Annotated in this window: 15 protein-coding genes; 7 read left to right on the top strand and 8 right to left on the bottom strand. The window is 35.5% G+C overall.

Going from position 1 to position 19,065, the window contains the following annotated elements; translation table 11 throughout:
- The first annotated feature begins 20 nt into the window (after positions 1-20).
- Entirely contained in the window at positions 21-1,568 is a 1,548-nt protein-coding gene (locus Q0947_RS04095; protein ID WP_299391779.1) for an iron ABC transporter permease, read from the top strand.
- A gap of 2 nt (positions 1,569-1,570) precedes the next feature.
- Positions 1,571-2,575: an ABC transporter ATP-binding protein gene (locus Q0947_RS04090; protein ID WP_299391777.1), complete on the top strand. Its 1,005-nt coding sequence runs from the start codon at positions 1,571-1,573 to the stop codon at positions 2,573-2,575.
- Between the two features lie 156 nt (positions 2,576-2,731).
- Here the strand turns inward: Q0947_RS04090 and Q0947_RS04085 are convergent, their stop codons facing one another.
- From Q0947_RS04085 to Q0947_RS04065, 5 genes are all read right to left on the bottom strand, one after another.
- Complete coding sequence (locus Q0947_RS04085) at positions 2,732-3,172, bottom strand: hypothetical protein (RefSeq protein ID WP_299391773.1); 441 nt, start codon at positions 3,170-3,172, stop codon at positions 2,732-2,734.
- An 87-nt stretch (positions 3,173-3,259) separates the two neighbouring features.
- Positions 3,260-4,003: a hypothetical protein gene (locus Q0947_RS04080; protein WP_299391768.1), complete on the bottom strand. Its 744-nt coding sequence runs from the start codon at positions 4,001-4,003 to the stop codon at positions 3,260-3,262.
- Complete coding sequence (locus Q0947_RS04075) at positions 4,003-4,791, bottom strand: hypothetical protein (RefSeq protein WP_299391763.1); 789 nt, start codon at positions 4,789-4,791, stop codon at positions 4,003-4,005. Before Q0947_RS04075 ends, Q0947_RS04080 begins: the two co-directional genes overlap by 1 nt.
- 92 nt (positions 4,792-4,883) lie before the next feature.
- Positions 4,884-5,675: a hypothetical protein gene (locus Q0947_RS04070; RefSeq protein WP_299391760.1), complete on the bottom strand. Its 792-nt coding sequence runs from the start codon at positions 5,673-5,675 to the stop codon at positions 4,884-4,886.
- A gap of 549 nt (positions 5,676-6,224) precedes the next feature.
- A complete protein-coding gene (locus Q0947_RS04065; RefSeq protein ID WP_299391756.1) occupies positions 6,225-7,205 on the bottom strand; it encodes a WYL domain-containing protein in 981 nt (326 codons plus the stop codon).
- A 90-nt stretch (positions 7,206-7,295) separates the two neighbouring features.
- Between Q0947_RS04065 and Q0947_RS04060 the strand changes: the two genes are divergently transcribed.
- A complete protein-coding gene (locus Q0947_RS04060; protein WP_299391751.1) occupies positions 7,296-8,555 on the top strand; it encodes a flippase in 1,260 nt (419 codons plus the stop codon).
- Between the two features lie 22 nt (positions 8,556-8,577).
- Here Q0947_RS04060 and Q0947_RS04055 read toward each other — a convergent pair whose 3' ends face one another.
- The 3 genes from Q0947_RS04055 to Q0947_RS04045 all read right to left on the bottom strand — a co-directional run bounded on the left by Q0947_RS04055 (position 8,578) and on the right by Q0947_RS04045 (position 11,354).
- Entirely contained in the window at positions 8,578-9,036 is a 459-nt protein-coding gene (locus tag Q0947_RS04055) for a small multi-drug export protein (RefSeq protein ID WP_299391747.1), read from the bottom strand.
- A 168-nt stretch (positions 9,037-9,204) separates the two neighbouring features.
- A complete protein-coding gene (locus Q0947_RS04050; protein ID WP_299391742.1) occupies positions 9,205-10,008 on the bottom strand; it encodes an SDR family oxidoreductase in 804 nt (267 codons plus the stop codon).
- Between the two features lie 596 nt (positions 10,009-10,604).
- Entirely contained in the window at positions 10,605-11,354 is a 750-nt protein-coding gene (locus tag Q0947_RS04045) for a DeoR/GlpR family DNA-binding transcription regulator (protein ID WP_299391739.1), read from the bottom strand.
- A 159-nt stretch (positions 11,355-11,513) separates the two neighbouring features.
- Between Q0947_RS04045 and Q0947_RS04040 the strand changes: the two genes are divergently transcribed.
- From Q0947_RS04040 to Q0947_RS04025, 4 genes are all read left to right on the top strand, one after another.
- The gene (locus Q0947_RS04040) at positions 11,514-12,623 is read left to right on the top strand and encodes a DUF5009 domain-containing protein (protein WP_299391736.1); all 1,110 of its coding nucleotides are present in this window, start codon (positions 11,514-11,516) and stop codon (positions 12,621-12,623) included.
- A gap of 135 nt (positions 12,624-12,758) precedes the next feature.
- Positions 12,759-15,950 carry a SusC/RagA family TonB-linked outer membrane protein gene (locus Q0947_RS04035; protein ID WP_299391734.1) on the top strand — a complete coding sequence of 1,064 codons (3,192 nt, stop codon included), beginning with the start codon at positions 12,759-12,761 and terminating at the stop codon, positions 15,948-15,950.
- 11 nt (positions 15,951-15,961) lie between these two features.
- A complete protein-coding gene (locus tag Q0947_RS04030) occupies positions 15,962-17,449 on the top strand; it encodes a SusD/RagB family nutrient-binding outer membrane lipoprotein (protein WP_299391731.1) in 1,488 nt (495 codons plus the stop codon).
- Between the two features lie 147 nt (positions 17,450-17,596).
- Positions 17,597-19,057 carry a sodium:solute symporter gene (locus Q0947_RS04025; protein ID WP_299391729.1) on the top strand — a complete coding sequence of 487 codons (1,461 nt, stop codon included), beginning with the start codon at positions 17,597-17,599 and terminating at the stop codon, positions 19,055-19,057.
- Positions 19,058-19,065: the final 8 nt, after the last annotated feature.

Here is a 19,065-nt window from a genome sequence, read left to right as displayed (position 1 = left end):
CCATTGTTTTTTTCTTAGCGTTGCCAATCATATTCATTGGTGTAGAGCTGTTTTCTGGACCAGGTGAAACATGGGGCCACATTGTGGAGTACCTGTTGCCAGAATATATTTGGAACTCCTTATACCTTGTCTTTTTTTGCAGTATTCTTGTTTTGGTTTTTGGCGTGTCTTCAGCGTGGTTTGTATCGCGGTTCGACTTTATGTTCCGGAAACAAATGGAATGGCTATTAATTCTACCCTTGGCCATCCCATCCTACATTGTTGGCTATGCCTATGCCGGAATTTTTGATTACGGCGGCAGTATGGATCTCTTGTTTAGACAACTCGGATTGGAATTTGTCCGCATCGATATTATGAATAGGGCCGGACTTGCCTTCGTCTTAAGTATTTCTCTATTCCCTTACGTATATGTGAGCGCTCGCGCCTTTTTTCTCAATCAAGCGAATAATTTATTGGAAGCTTCAAAAATGTTAGGCGTCAGTGAGCTCAAAACATTTTTTAAATTGATGTTGCCTTTGGCGCGTCCTGCTATTGTTGCCGGTTTGGTGTTGGTGTTGATGGAAGTGCTCAATGATTATGGTGCCGCTAAATACTATGGTGTCAATACGTTTACCACGGGAATTTTCAGATCGTGGTTTTCACTTGAAGAACCACAAACAGCAGTCTATTTATCGGCCTTATTGATCATATTTATTTTTGCCTTAATCTTGTTTGAAAAATGGCAAGTCAGAAAGGTTAAATTCACTTCTTCAAAAACCAATAGTACGCAAATTCAGAGAAAGCAACCTAAAGGAGGCTTGCAATGGCTGATATTTTCGGTGGTATTGTTGCCAATAGTTTTAGGTTTTATGCTGCCCGTAGCACAGTTGGTGTATTGGGCGGTTATCACAGCATCGACTGTTTTTGATATGGAATTTATTATGATTTCACTTCAGAGTTTTGCCATAGCCATTTCATCAGCGCTCATCACTGTGTTTTTCGCTCTTTTGCTCATCTATTTTTCAAAATGGAGCACCTTGAGTTCTATTAAAAATATTTCTAGAATTGGGGTTTTAGGATATGCCATTCCAGGTGCTGTGATTGCCATTGGTATTATGATTCCTACCTTGGCTTTAGACAAATGGCTGATTAATATGTTGGCAAAAGTTGGAATAGATTCTGGTTTAATCATCAATGGCACCTTAATTGCGCTATTGTATGCCTATGCCGTCAGATTCTTGGCAGTGGCTTATAATCCGATAGATTCGACAGCTCTAAAAGTGGATAATTCCATCCCAGATTCCTCGAAGGTTTTGGGCGTTGGAAATTTAAAAACATTTTTTAAAATCGAATTTCCGCTCATAAAAACAGGTGTTTTTAGTGCGGTAATATTGGTTTTTATTGATGTGATGAAAGAATTACCATTAACACTCATCTTAAAACCGTATCATATTGACACTTTAGCAGTAAAGGCGTTTGAATATGCCAGTGATGAGATGGTCATGGAGGCGTCTATCCCTTCACTTTTTATTATCTTTACAGCAATGCTACCAGTGATATTTTTAAATAAATTATTGATCAAGAAATAACCATGTTAACTATAAACGCTCTTTCTAAAAGTTTTGACAAAGGCAGAAATTACGCCATAGAGAATGTGACTTTCAATTTGAAGGCTGGCCAAGTGTGTGCTATTGTTGGAGAGAGTGGGAGTGGAAAAACCACATTGGTGCGCTTAATTGCAGGACTTGAAAGGCCTGATCATGGAAGTATCGTCATGGGGGATAAGGTGATTGCTTCGTTGGATAAGTTTGTGCAACCGGAGAAGCGAAAAATCGGATTGGTTTTTCAGGAATATGCTTTATTTCCGCACTTAACAATTTTGGACAACGTGCTGTACGGGATTTCAAAAATGAAGCATAAAAAGCAAAGAGCACAAGAAATGCTGGAATTGGTTGGCTTGGGCGATTTAGGGAAACGTTACCCGCATCAACTTTCAGGTGGACAGCAGCAGCGTGTGGCCTTGGCAAGAGCGCTTGCGCCAGAACCTTCTTTATTGATTTTAGATGAACCATTTAGTAATTTGGACACCATGTTGCGAACACAGTTGCGCAATGAAGTGTTTGATATTATAAAGAAAACAGGTGTCACTGTGTTATTTGTAACCCACGATACCCAAGATGCATTGTCCGTTGCAGATGAAATTCTAATCTTACAAAAGGGCAGAGTGATTCAAAAAGATGTGGCCACAAACCTTTACGTAAAACCAAATACCTTGTACGTGGCGTCTTTATTTGGTAGCACCATACATATCAATAAAAATTTACAGAATGCATTTAGATGTCCGTTAAAGGAAACCTGTTGCCATGCTATTAGGAATGAAAAGATTATTGTGAGTCCGTCGTCTGCTGAAGCCGATTGTGAATATTTAACTTCAGCTCAAGTCATTAAAAAAATTGAACTTGGCGATTCTATTCAACTGTTATTAAAATTGGAATCAGGCGAGCAATTGACGGTAATGACACAAGACAAAAATATTGCAGACACTATTTTTATCGGATTCAATTCTAAAGATATTTTAGAATTCGAGCAGGAGTAGTAATTAGAAATATCTAATTAGGATTGTCGTGATCGTCTTGATCCACAGAATTTTTTGGTGAATCGTTAGAACAAACTTACTTTTAAAAAAATGCTTAAAAACTAAAACCAGAGGATTCACCTCTGGTTTTCGTGTAACTAGGTCCCTTATAATTAATTACTTCCTAGCAAGTATTTCGTTTACTTTCCGCTGAATGCCGATATCAGCATAAGCCAAAGTGCTTTTAGTTAATCCAAGATCAATCCTGTGGGTGGTAATGTTGTTCGCATTAGCAAGCCAATCTTCCATTCTCATTTTACCTTTAGACTGATTAATAGTTCGTAAGGTCACGGCCACATTTTCTGGGCAGTTGACCACTTCCGCAATTTCAGAATTGGTCAATTGGTCGCAATACTTCATGAATATGGATTCTGAAGAGCGGATATGCTCATAATCATAGCGATCGCCACCACGCAGAATTTTACCTGTGTAGCAATCTCTATAAAGTGCGATACCATCTCCGCCTTGCTTTAAGGCCTCTTGGTGCATTTGTTGCTTTATTTTAGTGAATAGAAGATCTATTTCGGAGCGGTGGTAGGGGCGGGTGGTGGTTTGCATAGTTGTAAATTTAAATTTCAATTATGAAATCATTATAAAAATCAGCAAATGTGTTGTCTTCAAAATCTAATTTCTTATTGGCATTTTTTAAAATAGCTGTATATAAATAAAAATTCCTGATGCTATTGACAACATTATCGCGACTACACTTAAAGTTGTCAGTAATTTTAACCTCTTCTTTACGCTATCAAATCGGTTAGATTCTAAAACTAATTTATTATTTAGTTCTTTTAAAAAATAGATTTGTTCCATAGCGGAATTAAGTTCTTCTATTTTGAGATTAACAGATTTATTAGTTACGTCTAATGCAAAATCAATTTTTTCCATATTTTGGTTAAATAATATCTCTTTTTCTCGTTCATTTTTTGCTCTGTCAAGATGTAGTTTTATAAGTTGGTTTAACTGTGATTGCCCTTTCTCAAGTATCTCTCCATTAACATTAGTTTGTTTTCTGTTATCTTTGATTTCATTAAAACTTTTATTTAAATCTTCATACGTCATACATGATAACTGAGCAAGACCTCTAACCATTTGAGCCAGATCTGCTGTGTTTTGATTAACACTTTTAAATAAGTTAGCGATATCTTTAGTTGTTTTACTATTTGATTCTTGATCGCTTTTGATTAATTTCCACAACTCATTTCTACTTGGACTACTTGAGAACCATTGATCGTCAACGGATTTTTGTGTTTCCCCAATTAAGTCTCTATGTTGTTCTAAATTTTTAGTAAGTCGTTCCAGGTTCTTGCCAGATTCGTTAAGTCTACTTTGAAGTCTTTTTACCTCAGGAACAAGATTTGACGGAATAATTTCTTGTTGAGTATTAGTCATTAGGATAGGGATTTTAATTGAGCTAGTAGATGGTCTGCTTCGTCCTGTGCATTTTCTACGTTAATAGATCTTAAAGTAAATTCATTTTTCATTTCTGATAAATCTTGAATTGCATCGTTTATTTGACTTTTGCAAGATGCAATAATAGGTAGTACTCCTTGAAAAACCGTAATTGATAAACCAACAGATTGTGTCGTCTTGTAATCACTGACACCAACTTGGGCCATATTGACTTTCGATAGTCTTGTTAACTTATCAATATTTTCTCCTTCTAATTTATTAAAAGCAATTTCGTTCTTATACACTTGAAATCCTTGTAAAAGTAATACAGAACTGATTCCAACAATTAAACCAGATAAAACTGGTGAGATGTAACCGGCAAACGGAGCGGTAAAAGGTAAGTAGGTCATCAATGCATTTCCAATAACCTCGTCTAATGCTACGCCTATTAATGTTGCTACTGTAGCACCCATTATTTTCATAGCCTCATTGAGCCTTTCTTCCAAAGTGTACTTATTTGAAAATAAAATTTTAATAGTTTTTAATATTGACATAATTGCCGTTTTAACAAATTTAAAGATGTTCTTCGCTATTTTAAATACCGAATTCAGTAGGGCATCTATAAAGGTTGAGAGAAAACTATTAACTGAATGATGACTAAACGAGCTCAAAATATCTTTTGATTTCGCTTTAATTCTTGCAGTAATATTATTTGCTTTAGTTTTAAAATCAACTTCTTCTTCATTTTTAAATTCATTAATTACTTCAATAACCGTTATTGATAGCAATTTGCCAATTGCAGCTTTAACACCACTTTTGGCAGCGTTCGATACCGCAATTTTAGATTGGGTTTTAAGACCATATATAACTGTTTTGTTTTTTAAGATTTCATTTTCTTTTCTCTTACCTTTTCCATTGCATTATTAATCCGCTCCTCGTCAATTTCAAAAAATTGTTTATTGGTTTTATTTGGATCTTCTTTTGAAGGTGCGTTTAACCATTTTGGAATATCGTCAAGACTTACAGCTCTTTTATGATTATTTAATTTTCCTAAAACAGGAACTAAGTTCTCATTTGAGTTTAGAAAATTTCTTTTTTCTTCTAAACTTAATAAACTTAAGATAGGGTCATTATGTACTTCATAAGCTGATTTGAAGTGATCCCACTCATATGCTTTGTTTTTCTTATCTTTTTCATCGTTCGCAATAAACTTGCCTCTAAACGCATCATAGATACCTCCTTCTTTTTTACTTTCTAACCATTTTTCCTTTTGAGTCTCCGCCTGTGATAGCCCTTTTCCCTTACCAACATATTCCTCTCTATTGTATTTTGGGATTTCTTTATTTAATAATTTTTCAAATTCATCACCATTGGTGAATTTTGGTTTGTACTTTTTGCTTCTTTCAGTTATGGGAGTATTGTCCCATTTTTTTTTATTTTCAAATTCTTTTTTAAAATTAATAGCTTTTGTATGACCTGTTTGTTCTAAAATATCGGAAACACCTAGAGCCATTGTTATTGACTCAATCGATTTTTCTTTAATAGCATCCATTAATTGTCCATTAAGTTTTTTGGGGTCCACCTCATTCATCTTACTTTGGAGTTCTTCTATTTCCGCAAGTAAATTTTGCTCTTCAATTCCTAAATCGATTTCTATTTTCTCTTTATCCATTTTATTGTTTCTTTAAATTATAATTAGTTGATGTAGTCCTAAAATCGTTGATATATTATAGTAACATTAGATAAAATCTCGAATGTTAGCATCGTTATAATCTGATTTAAATTGAATTTGTAAAATCATAATTGTTGAACCCTATCTTTAAAATTTCATCGGATTATGCGGTAACCCACATGTCATCATGAAAAATTAAAAGGTTCATTATCCTTACTTTTCCAAATAAATTAATAGTTTGATTGTTAATGCAACACCAAGTCTTCCTCCGAAAGTTTCTGCCAGTCGTGAAAAACCACGTCGGCGTCCTTTTCAAATGCAGTACAGGTAATACGTGTATTTAACTGGGAAGTTAGCGTGTCGTTCTTGTGGATGCCACATTTTCGACATTTATAGGTAGCCATAGGTTGGTAGATTTGGGGTTTAATATTTTGATTTCAGTTTCAAAGCTATTTCTTAAATGGACAAAATATGTCCGTTTAAAAAAACTTTAATTTTAAACCACAAAAATCTAAGCGTGACTATATAATAGGATTGGAGGAGTAGATGTTATTCGTAATATTTCATGATCATTCCAACATGCTCTTTTACATACGCTTTAACATGTAACGGACTAACAATTCTTACCCAAAGATTATATTTCAAAATCTCCATTAAGAACTCGTAATTAGGCTCTAAAAACACTTTTATTTCGCCCCAAATGTCCGGATTGCTATAATCTAATTCGTGTGAATTTAGAATTTTTGGGTAGGCGACAATTTCCTGGGAATGATGTAGCGGATTGTTTATGGCGTATTTAAAATGATGGTTGGCCACTTCAATATGAATCCATTCTGGTAGTATTCCTGTCTTTAAAATACCTATGGCATTTTTGAAATACTCAAATGCATCGAATTCTATGGGGTGCTTTACTTGCTGTTTGCTGATTTTAAAAGTTTTAATCCTTTCGTCTAAACAAAACGAATAAATTCCATACTGCTCCTTATGCGCTATTAAATACCAAGCCTTGTTGATTTCTTTGAGATGTAAGGGTTGAAAAAAACCAGAAATAGTCTCAAATCCATTATCATCATACCAACCTTGATACTCCAACTCAATTCTGTATTGTTGTTCTATGGCGTGAATTAGGGGCACCAAATCTATTTGATCGCTTAGTGAGTTCCGCGAGGTTGTGACATACGATTTCCATTTATGGGCATGGTGGTGGAGGAGGTAGATTTCCGTTTTCTCATAGACGTCCCTGAGCGATTCACTCACATCAGTTTCTTCCACATAATACCCGTAATTACGCTTGTGTAAGATAATGGTCTGGTAATAGGATTTTATCTTTTGAAGATCACGTTTTATAGTTTTTTGGCCATTTTGACTTAATTTATCATACAGCGGATCATCAATATTATCTAAACGTAATTGATCTAATGCGCGTTGTAAATCGGTTAGAGGAACAAAGCCATTTTTCTCAATCCCATACACTTTTGGGTTTGATATAACGCGTAAAATATAGTAACGACGTAGAAACTCTGGAGTCATAAAGTTGATTAGATAAACGAATGTAATAATTTACTTTCAATCGATTATAGAGAATCGGATTTTATATATTTACCCACCCAAATCCAGTTCATGACAGCGGTTTTTAGTAGAAAAGATTTTATTGCCACCAAGTGGTTTACACTCGAAAAAGTTATACAACTTGTAACTGGTGTTTTTATAGTTCCTAAGATATTTAGCGCTTTAGGAACGGTTGATATAGGGAAACTTAAGTTTGTAGAATCTGTTTTTGGAATGATCACACCTTTGTTTTTCCTGGGTTTATCTGCCATTTGTATTCGGGAACTTATATTTAATCCCAAACGGACGCAGCTGATTTTAGCCACTGCTTTTTATCTCCGACTCATCAGTTGGTTGCTGATTTTTATAGGCATTCTTATCTATTTTAGTTTTACTGATAGCAGTCCGCTACGAGGTTTATACCTGATAATAGCATTTAGTTATTTGTTCAAATTGACGGATGTATTTGAATACTATTTATTGGCAAAAAAATGGACTAAAATCATATTTATAAGTAAAATAGCCAGCTTAATGCTTATTGTGGCGTTGCAGTTTTATGGCGTGCAAAATCAGTTTGATGTGTATTATTTCGCCAAACTTATTGTGCTGGATATGTTCATTCAAGGGCTTATCTATTCTGTGATATTAAGGTATAAGAAGTTGGTTTTCTTTAGCCAATGGAAGTTTTCGTGGAGCTACGCAAAGACCTTATTAAAAATGTCTTTTCCATTGATTATTTCCAATGGATTAATCATGTTCTACATTACTATTGATGAATTGTTTTTAAAATACTATCATGACGATCATGCCATTGGGATTTTTGCAACGGTTCAATTTTTAGTTATTGGATTGAGTTGGAATATCGGATTTTCTATAATTAATGCATTATATCCTTCACTCGCCGAATCCTTTCAGGATGACGTAACGCTCTATAAAATAAAAATAAAGAGACTTCTTAAAATAATGCTATTGCTTGGAGTTGGAATTGGTGGATTCTATACGCTATTTGGAGATGTCATTTTGGATACTTTTTTCACCTCCTCTTATGCCGAAGCAAAATATCCCTTGTTGATTTTTTGTTGGGCGCCACTTTTTGTCTTTGTTGGAATGATTTACGAGAAGCACTTAATTAACGCCAACGATATACAGAAGAATGTGTATCGTTTTATTCTCGGATGTGTTTCAAACTTGTTACTGTGTTATCTGCTGATCCCAATTTGGCAAGTGAACGGTGCTGCTGTTGCAGTTTTGGCCAGTCATTTTATTAGCAACATTGTGTATGTTTTTCTGGATACTAAAAGTAGAAGGGAAGCATTGTCAATGTTCCAATAGAGTGATATCGGAAATTTACATCTTAATTAAAGCCTTTCATCGCCAATAATGTCGTTGTCCAAACAATGGCACATGAAATAAAGATACCGATAGTATTTGCTAAGAACGCGCGTTTACGCTCCACCCCAAATAAATACCCAGCAATAGTACCAGCGTAAACACCCGTTCCCGGAAGTGGAATCAAAACAAAAACAATAAGGCCCCAAAATCCGTATTTCTTCACATTTTCTCCCGCACCAACTTTAGCACGTCGAGCCACATAGAGGGCTGCTTTTTTATAATAGTACCACTTAAAAAAATAAAGATTGATTACTTTAAGGAAGAACATCATCATAGGAAACACCAAAACATTCGCCAAAAAGCAAAACAAGAACGCTATATAAATATTCACACCATTCAATAGGGCATAAGGAATACCAACTTTTGCTTCGCCAAAAGGTGAAATACTCCAAAGCATTGCAATGAATAAATCAGAAACCATTTCTTCAAAATTTAATTTTGCAAAATTAATCTATTCGGAGAGTGTAAGGGTATGGAGTTGTATTAAAGTTTAGCTAAAAAGTGCTTTAATTAAAATTAAACTTTGATAAACGAGTAGGGTTTAGGTGTTTCACCTAAGAAATTCTAATTTGATTTTTCTGATTTTACGTTACTTTTTCCGTCCTGTGAAATGTTCCATAGTGCTGTAGATTCCTAAAACGCTACCTGTAAACCAATCGAAAACATTAACAGACATGATGGCTTGTCCGAAACGTGTTACTCTGTAAATGTATCCGGGAATTGTGACCATTTTTTTATTTTTCTCAATGGCTTTTACAATCGTTAAGGAAGCAGCTTCAGGATCGAGAATTGGAATTTTGGATTGTACACCATCAAACATGCCGGTGTTAATGTAGTAGGGCATAATGGTAGTCACGTTTACATTCTTCTTTAATTTCCTCATTTCAAGTCGTAAACTATCTGACCATCCAATTAACGACCATTTACTGGCAGCATATACTGACATTTTTGGATTCGAAATAAGACCTCCAGAAGACGCAATATTACAGATGTGACCTGAGTTTTGTTGGAGCATTTCCTTTAAAAATTCCGCGGTAATTAACATGGGAGCATTCGCATTGATCTCCATGGTTTTAATGATGTCAGCCGTGGAATGGTCATGAAAATATTCGCCAACAATGATGCCTGCATTATTGATCAGCACATCAACGTTCCCATGGTCTTGCTTTACTTTTATAGCAGTATCTTGGATGTTCTGAATATTGGAAACATCCACTTTATATCCTGAAATGTTACCTAGATTAGAAAAATCGGCTATTGTAGTGTCAATGCCTTCCTGATTAATATCCCAAATAATCACTTTTGCCTGACGTTCCAGCATTAATCGTCCCATAATTTTACCAATGCCTGAAGCGCCACCGGTAATTAAAACTGTCTTATCTTTTAATTGCATCTTTTATAAATATATATTCCCGATTACCATCTTATAGTCTACGTTGTATTCAAGTATACCGAGCAACAACTATAAGGCGTTTTATCCTCTAAAGATATAGTTAATCTGAAGTTTTTTAAAATTGAATTGAATTATTTTTTGTGCATTGTAAAAATATGCCAGGCAATGACATCGCTATTATTAAAAGTTTTAAAAGCTAATGACAATTGAGATGCGCATATTATTTTTATAACTTCTATAAGTTAACTATCGTAAGTATGACGAACATTTAAGAACGCGCATTTAGATGAAGTCTGCAGTTTTAGGGAAAACTACTTCTAAATGTTGTGAGTGAGAACTAAAAAATGTTGTGAATTGGATTAGCCATTGGTTTGAACCTATTGGGTGTGAGCATATTCGTTAAAACGTAAATCTCACATTTTTAAGTTGATGGAGATGGACTCATATATTAACTATGATCACTTCCATAATAGCTAACAAACAAAATATTGCAAGTGCCAACAAGAATGATTTGACTATCTAAAAGCATTTGTAGAAAGTGCCATTCCTTTCTATGGTATCTTTAAGTAAAGGCAGAGGGGAGAACTGTAATAGGTCTACAGTAAATTTAATCCTGCCTTTTTGTACCTCTTAAAATTTTGGTCTTCAGAAGCAAGATCAGTTACAACCGTCCCAATGTCCGCAATATTGCACACATCATAATTTAACGTCGCATTAAACTTATTAGGTGTGACCAAAAACACTGTTTTTTGGGAAGCATTGATCATTGCCTTTTTAATCATGGCCACTTCATAGCCTTCATCAGTAACGCCTTGTTCGATACTTAACGCACTCACGCCAATAAAGCAGATATTGGCTCTAATATTTGAAAGATATTGAATAACATCAATCCCAGTGGTAACCATGGCACTTCTTTGAATTTTACCGCCAATAAAAATCGTTTCAATTAAGGGATGCTCCGTTAATTGCATGGCGATAGGCAAACTATAGGTGTAAACGGTGGCTTTTAAATTTTTAGGCAACAATTTGGCCAAGATTAAATTTGTAGTACCGCCACTCATGATAATAACCATGCCATCCTCAATTAATTTGATGGCTTTTAAGGCTATTCGGACTTTATTTTCTCTATTATAGATAACGTCCTCATTATAATGATATAGTTTTTGAACGGTTGAAATAGCGCCACCATGAACTTTTGCCAATAATCCTTGGTCATGTAATTCTTTAATGTCTCTTCTGATGGTGTCTTCTGAAACATTTAGTTTTTCTGACAAGTAGGTAGAACTGACTTTTCTATTGATACTTACTTCGTCAACTATTTTTTGCTGGCGCTCTTTTTTCTTCATGTGTTTTTTCTGTATTCCGACTCAAGCTAAACTCAATGCAATAATTTTATTAAATGTATGCAAAAAAATGCAAGATTCAACTTTCATCTATGCATTTTATAATAAAAAAGTATACATTTGAGAATGCGTTTATAAAAATTTTGTTAAAATTAAGGAATTATGAGCACTTCTCAGAGGTTAATTTCATTGGATGTCCTGCGAGGCATTACCATTTGTTTTATGATTTTAGTAAACACCCCGGGAAGCTGGAGTTATGTGTATGCGCCCTTACGCCATGCTGCTTGGCATGGGTGTACGCCAACAGACTTGGTATTTCCGTTTTTTCTTTTCATCGTTGGATTGTCGCTCTATTTCTCTTTTAAAAAATATAATGAAGTCGCTTCCAAAGCCGCAACTTTCAAAATTCTAAAGCGGACACTTATCATATTTCTGATAGGATTGCTACTGAATTTATATCCTTATTTCAATTTTGAATCTGTTCGCATTATGGGCGTATTACAACGTATAGCCTTAGCCTACGGTGCGGGCGCGTTGCTTTGTGTGAATTTCAAGAAGCCTAAACTGTTGATTATTTTAGCGGTTATTTTATTAGGATATTGGGCACTTCTGTTTGTTGGTGCGGCTTCAGATCCTTATTCTTTGGAAGAAAATATTGTCAGAAAATTTGATCTTTTCCTGCTTGGTGAGAACCATATTTATAAAGGATTTGGCATTCCGTTTGACCCAGAAGGGTTGCTGTCCTCAATTCCTGCCATTGGCACGGTGATTATTGGTTATCTCGTGGGCGATTTAATGAATAGCACAAAATCCATCACTCTTAAGATGAAAAAACTTGTTATTTATGGGGCTATTATGACGGTGATAGGCGCTTTATGGGCAATTGTATTCCCTATTAATAAACCGTTATGGACAAGTTCTTACGTGTTATATACTGCCGGCTTGGGTACGCTTGTTTTGGCCGCCTTAATTTTTATAATTGATTATAAGAAGTTCAGTTCCTGGTCAAAACCATTTGTCCATTTTGGTTCTAATCCGCTATTCATATTTGTGTTTTCCGGGGTTTATGCCAAAACAATTATCTACCTCATCAAAATGCCTGTTGAAGGCTCTACAAATTCGATGTCGATGTATAACTATTTGTTTTCTAACGTGTTCGCTCCCGTTTTTGGAAATATGAATGGTTCCTTAATGTTCGCAATAACCCACATCATCATATTTTGGTTGATATGCTATATCCTCTATAGAAAGAAAATCTTCATCAAAATCTAGAACGGGTTCTTGAATCCTTGATAAATTCTCATTTTTTCGATTTTTTATTATTAAAAACGCATTATACTGCAAAAAACATGCACGTTTCTGTTATTTTTGACTACTTTTATTTTAAATTAACTAAATATTAACTGTATGAAAAATTATTATGGTCAAGTAATTGCCATCCTATTGTTGTTTGTTGGGCATGCTTCTTTTGCTCAGACCTCAACTGTAACTGGAATGGTGACGGAGGTCGGTAGCGAAATGCCTTTATTGGGTGTGAATGTGATTGTAGAAGGAACATCAACTGGGAGTGTGACAGATTTTGATGGGAAGTTTACTATCAGTAGTGCTACTAATCTACAAGGAAAAAAGCTGGTTTTTAGCTTTGTGGGATACAAAACAGTCACAATGACTATTGCGAGTAACAATCAAGTATTGAATGTTAAGATGCAAGAAGATGCGACGAGTTTAGATGAAGTTGTGGTTACGGCATTAGGGATTAAACGTGAGGCTAAGGCTTTAGGATATTCCTTGACTACTGTGGATGGAGATGATATTTCTCAAGTAAAATCTACAAGTGCTGTCAATTCATTACAAGGTAGAGTAGCGGGGGTGAATGTTTCTACTACCAGTGCAGGTGCTTCTGGTTCTAGTAGAATTGTGATTCGTGGTGCCAGTTCTTTAACAGGAAACAACCAACCACTTTATGTTGTGGATGGAATACCGGTTATTAACCAAACAAAAAGTTCAGTTGTTGGTCCAACCAATGATGGTACAGGTGATGGTGGTGACGATATTTCATCGCTTAACCCTGATGATATTGAATCAATTTCTGTATTAAAAGGAAGTTCTGCAGCTGCATTGTATGGTTCATTAGCATCCAATGGGGTTATTATGATTACTACCAAATCCGGTAAAGGAAAACAAAGCTTAGGCATTGAATATTCTAGCTCTTTTACATTTGATAGAATTAATACGGATCTTCAGGATATCCAAACTACGTATGGGCAAGGTGACAACAGATTGAAACCTGGTTTTGAGTACGATGAAGCTGGTAATCCGAGAGAAATCGGAACTATGGAAAAAGCCGTTGACGATTCTTACGTAAGCACATTACAATCTTGGGGTGCAAGAATGGACGGATCAATGGTTTACAATTGGGATGGTGTTAAGCGTCCGTATTCTTACACAGGTAATAATTTAGATAAATTTTATCAAACGGGAACGACGGCCATCAACACATTGGCCTTATCAAAAGGAGGAGACGATTATAATTATCGTTTTTCAATGTCCAATTTAGATAACAAGGATATTTTTCCAAATTCAACTTTAAATAGAAAATCACTTTCTTTAAATGCAACGGCGAAGATCAATTCTAAATTGACTTCAACCGTTAATGCAAAGTACATTATTGAAAAGGTTCATAACCGTATCAATATTGGTGATACTCCAGGAAATGCGAATACTGTAGCCTATGTGTTGCCAAGCAGTTTGGATATTTATGATTTAAAACCAGGATCGAACGAACAAGGTACTGAGCTTAGATTTCAACCTAGCGAGTTTATCTCAAATCCATATTGGGCGGTAAATGATTTCAATAATGATGACAAAAAGAACCGACTAACGGCGTCTACAACGTTGCGTTATGACATCACCGATTGGTTATATGCTACGGGTCGTGCAGGTATAGACACTTATGATTTTGCGAGAAGAGCGGTAACGCCTTATGGAACTTCATACCGCCCAGGTGGTGAGTTGAGCCAAGCAAAATCTACTTACACGTCTTTTGATGCCGATTTTATGTTGGGTATTTCAAAAAACCTCACAAGTAGTATAGGAACAAATTCAATTATTGGAGCCAATACGCGTTCTTCAACTTTTGAACAGTTAAGTGCATTAGGAAGAGGTTTTATCGTTATAGGATTGGAAGATTTGAACAACACAACCTTACCTGAACCTAAAAACGACTACTTTAAAACAAAGACCAATTCACTTTACGGGTCTTTTGAAGTGGACTATAACAAATTTTTATATGTGACTTTCACAGGTAGAAATGACTGGTTCTCTACACTTTCTTATCCAGGTAAAAAAACACCAAATAATGATTTCTACTGGTCTTTAAGTGGAAGTTTACTACTTAGTGAAGCTTTCGATCTTCCTGAAGCTATTGATTATTTAAAATTAAGATCTAGTTACGCACAGGTAGCGGGTGGAGCACAAAATGCTTACGCCTTAAACTTAGATTATGCGGTTACTGGAAGTTTTCAAGGCCAATCTTTTGGTCAGTTAAACGGGAATTCTATTCCGAATCCTAACTTGGTGCCTTTCCAAAAGGACGAAATTGAATTTGGTTTAGAAGGACGTTTCTTTCAAAACCGTTTGAATTTAGACGTAGCGTATTACCATAACGAAACTACAAATGATATTGTTAGAGCAGCAGCGTCTCAATCGTCAGGCTTTACATCTTCAATCTTAAATATTGGAGCCTTACAAAATAAAGGTCTTGAATTTTTAATTGGTGGAACGCCTATTTTAACTGACGATTTCTCTTGGAACACTTCGCTTAACCTTGGTTATAATGACAGTAAGATTCTTCAAACTGATGACGAGGACACACCAATAAATGTTGATGGTAGCCAAACGCGTTCTAGAACAGCAATTATTTCTCATATTGTTGGAGAACACTACGGGGTTATCTATGGTTCTTCTTATAAGAGAGATGCATCAGGTAATATTATGTATGATGTTACGGGTAGCATTCCAAAACCAATCCAAGGGCCAAATAAAATTTTAGGTCAAGGTGTAGCGCCTTATACTGTTGGTTTCCATAACTCCTTCAGATATAAAAATGTGACTTTAGGATTTTTGATTGATGCTAAATATGGCGGAAGTGTACACTCTGGTACAAACAGAGAGCTTTTGTTAAGAGGTTTGCACAAGAAGACATTAGAAGGTCGTGAAACAGGATTGGTAGTGTCAGGTGTAGACAATGCAACCGGAAACCCATTCACAATGACGGTAGCGCCAGAAAACTTAAGAACTTATTATGGCGTGATGTTGGAAGAGAGTAGAGGTATTTCTGAGGAAGTTGTGTACAGCACAGATTTCATCAAATTCCGTGAACTAAGCTTGTCTTATAGTCTTCCAAGTTCTGTTCTTAAAAACTTTTTCATCAACGATTTAAGATTATCTGTAATTGGTAGAAACCTGTTTTTTATCAAAAAGGATATTGATAACGTGGATCCAGAAGCTGCACTTAACAACTTGAATTCTCAAGGTATTGAAAGATTTGGGATCCCATCAACCAAAAGCTATGGGTTTTCTGTAAACATGAAATTTTAAAAAATATAGAAATGAAAAAAATACTTATTTTACTAGCTATAGTTGTGATGTTTGGATCATGCGATGAAGGCTTTGAGGAGCTAAACGTAAATCCTACAAAACCAACGCAACTAGATCCATCAACAAAGTTAACCTTCATCCAATTATATACGGGTGGAAGTAGCTATGTGGCGACTTTGTTTTACAATGTGATCCATATGATGCAGAATGTTCAGCATCTTAACAACACGTCTTATGCTTCATTCTTGTACAAAGAAGGAAATACGCACCAGTTGTTTGAAGAACAATTTTCAAATACCGTTAAAAACGTTGTCGATTTAGAAGAGCAATTAAAAGCAAGCACTAGTCCAACTGCTGAAACTGATTTGGCCATTGCAAGAATCCAAAAGGTGTTAATCTTTAGTAGACTTACGGATGCTTATGGCGATATTCCATACAGTGAAGCAGGAAAAGGTTTTATTGAAGGCATTCGTTTTCCTAAATATGACAAGCAAAGTGATATTTATAAAGGCATGTTGGAGACCTTGGAAACATCTGCTGCAGTTTTAAGCACAGGAACTCCTAGTTCTTATGGATCTGCCGATTTATTATTTGCGGGTGATACTCAAAAATGGAAAAAGTTTGCCAATTCTCTAATGTTACGTTTGGCAATGAGAATGGTAAAAGTTGACAATGCTGGCGCTCAAGCTTGGGCTGCTAAAGCTATTGAAGGTGGTGTAATGACCAGCAATGCTGATATTGCATTTACTAAATATGAAAACTCTGCAAGTGATGGTGGACCTAACGTTAACCCGCTTACAAAAAGTTTTACATCGAGAGCGGCTACACAAGTGAAGATCTCTAAAACGCTTATGGATTATATGAAAGACAGAAATGATCCTAGAGTTTCAGTGTTATTCTCCACAGTAGATGGCAACACTGATTTCGCATTGCAATCAGGTCAGGACATTAATGATCCATCAAGAGGGAACGCTAATTCTAAGCCAAACATTAATATTTTTGGAGGTTCAGGAAACATTGTTTACGATGCACCGTTATTCTTCCAAACTTATGCTGAAGTTGAATTTATGCTTGCTGAAGCTGCACATCGTTGGGGATTAGCCGGTGGTGATGCTGAAGCACATTATAATGCTGGGGTTACTGCTGCAATGCAATACCTTTCACTTTATGGAAATGGCGTGAACATTACAACCGCTCAAATAAATGCATATTTGGCTGCAAATCCATTTAAGCCAACGGAAGCTTTAAAAATGATTAATGAACAATATTGGGTAGCTACTTTTGGAAACGGATTGGAAACATTCTCAAACTGGAAAAGATCTGGATATCCTGAGTTAGTTCCTGCAAATGTTGCAGCTCTGCTAACCGATGGTAAAATACCAAGAAGATTACCTTATCCTGGTTCTGAAAAGTTAAACAATCCTGACATGCTTGCTGCTGGAATTGAGCAACAAGGTGGCGACGGCCTTCTGACAAGAATGTGGTGGGATAAAGAATAAATTGAATTATTTAAATTAGTCAATTATTAGAGGTGAGGGAATTAAACATTTCACGAGACATTTAATCCTCTCACCTCTTTTTTTTATTGAAAATCATTTCATAAAACAACCAGATCAACCATTTTAAAATAAAAACCAAATAAACAAATGAGCGCAACTTTAATTCTAATAATCATAGCCTGCTATTTTGGAGTATTAATGTTGATTTCCCACGTTGTTTCCAGAAACACAAGTGAGGATTCTTATTATACTGGAGATAGAAAATCGCCTTGGCAAATTGTTGCCTTCGGGATGATAGGTGCCGTATTATCAGGGGTCACCTTCGTGTCTATTCCTGGTATGGTGGGCAATAACTATTTTTATTATTTACAGTTTGTCTTCGGGAATGTAGTAGGCTATGTATTTATAACCTACGTTTTGGTTCCAATCTATTACGATTTAAAATTAGTATCAATCTATAGTTATTTAGAAACACGATTTGGGATCAAAACCTATAAAACGGGTTCTATGTTTTTCCTTATTTCACAGTCTTTTGGTGCCGCACTACGATTGATGCTGGCAGCAAAAATTTTACAATATGCCGTTTTTGATGCCTTCAACATTCCGTTTTATGTTACGGTCATCCTTATCCTGGTGCTTATTTGGTTATACACCAATAAATCTGGGATTAAAACTATTGTGTGGACGGACACTTTACAAACATTTTTCCTGCTTTCAGCGGTAGGTATATCAATTTATGTAGTGAAGACTTCATTAGATTTAAGTGTGGCAGAAACAATCACATCCGTAACCAATCACGAGTACTTTAAAGTATTTGATTGGGATTTCAATTCAGGAAACAACTTTTTTAAGCAGTTTATTTCCGGTGTTTTAATTGCAGTAGCCATGGTTGGGTTGGATCAGAATATGATGCAAAAAACCTTAACATGTAAAACTAAAGGTGAGGCTCAAAAAAATATTTTGACCTTCAGCATCTTTTTGGCGGTTACTCAATTTCTATTTTTAGGCTTAGGTGTGATGTTGTATTTATACGCTGAGAAATTTGGCGTTCAATTAGATATTGAAAATGGGAATTTCATCAATACCGATAATTTATTCCCAATGCTGTCCTTAAATCATTTTGGAATATTCGCAGGGGTTAGTTTTATTTTGGGAATTACGGCAGCTTCATTTTCTAGCGCCGATTCTGCGCTAACCGCACTCACCACATCGTTTACACATGATTTTTTAAATATTAAATCGAAGAGTACAAAGAAAAAACTGCAACTTAAAAATCGCACATTGTTTGGGTTTTCAGCATTTCTTTTTCTAATTATTATGGCCTTTTCAGAAAGTAAAGGCGATGTGATTTCAACCATTTTTAAGGTAGCAGGTTACACCTACGGACCATTATTGGGCTTGTATTTGTTAGGAATTTTCACAAAAGTGAAGGTTTATGATGCGGCAGTGCCGTATATATGTATTGCGATGCCTTTGGTGACTTACTTTTTAAATTACTTTTTTATAAACTGGTATAACTTTGATTTCGGGTTCATGAACATTTTTGTGAATGCCTTTTTAACAATTGTGTGCTTACTACTTGTAAAGAAAAAGCCACTTCAATCTTAAATTTTATC

The organism is uncultured Gelidibacter sp., from assembly GCF_947500795.1.
Classification (GTDB): Bacteria; Bacteroidota; Bacteroidia; order Flavobacteriales; family Flavobacteriaceae; genus Gelidibacter.
This window is presented reverse-complemented; position numbering and strand designations above follow the sequence as displayed.

Coding starts and splice junctions, on each gene's coding strand:
- Q0947_RS04090 (WP_299391777.1), top strand. CDS start 1,571: ATGTTAACTATAAACGCTCTTTCTAAAAGTTTTGACAAAGGCAGAAAT.
- Q0947_RS04085 (WP_299391773.1), bottom strand. CDS start 3,172: ATGCAAACCACCACCCGCCCCTACCACCGCTCCGAAATAGATCTTCTA.
- Q0947_RS04080 (WP_299391768.1), bottom strand. CDS start 4,003: ATGACTAATACTCAACAAGAAATTATTCCGTCAAATCTTGTTCCTGAG.
- Q0947_RS04070 (WP_299391760.1), bottom strand. CDS start 5,675: ATGGATAAAGAGAAAATAGAAATCGATTTAGGAATTGAAGAGCAAAAT.
- Q0947_RS04065 (WP_299391756.1), bottom strand. CDS start 7,205: ATGACTCCAGAGTTTCTACGTCGTTACTATATTTTACGCGTTATATCA.
- Q0947_RS04060 (WP_299391751.1), top strand. CDS start 7,296: ATGACAGCGGTTTTTAGTAGAAAAGATTTTATTGCCACCAAGTGGTTT.
- Q0947_RS04055 (WP_299391747.1), bottom strand. CDS start 9,036: ATGGTTTCTGATTTATTCATTGCAATGCTTTGGAGTATTTCACCTTTT.
- Q0947_RS04050 (WP_299391742.1), bottom strand. CDS start 10,008: ATGCAATTAAAAGATAAGACAGTTTTAATTACCGGTGGCGCTTCAGGC.
- Q0947_RS04045 (WP_299391739.1), bottom strand. CDS start 11,354: ATGAAGAAAAAAGAGCGCCAGCAAAAAATAGTTGACGAAGTAAGTATC.
- Q0947_RS04040 (WP_299391736.1), top strand. CDS start 11,514: ATGAGCACTTCTCAGAGGTTAATTTCATTGGATGTCCTGCGAGGCATT.
- Q0947_RS04035 (WP_299391734.1), top strand. CDS start 12,759: ATGAAAAATTATTATGGTCAAGTAATTGCCATCCTATTGTTGTTTGTT.
- Q0947_RS04030 (WP_299391731.1), top strand. CDS start 15,962: ATGAAAAAAATACTTATTTTACTAGCTATAGTTGTGATGTTTGGATCA.
- Q0947_RS04025 (WP_299391729.1), top strand. CDS start 17,597: ATGAGCGCAACTTTAATTCTAATAATCATAGCCTGCTATTTTGGAGTA.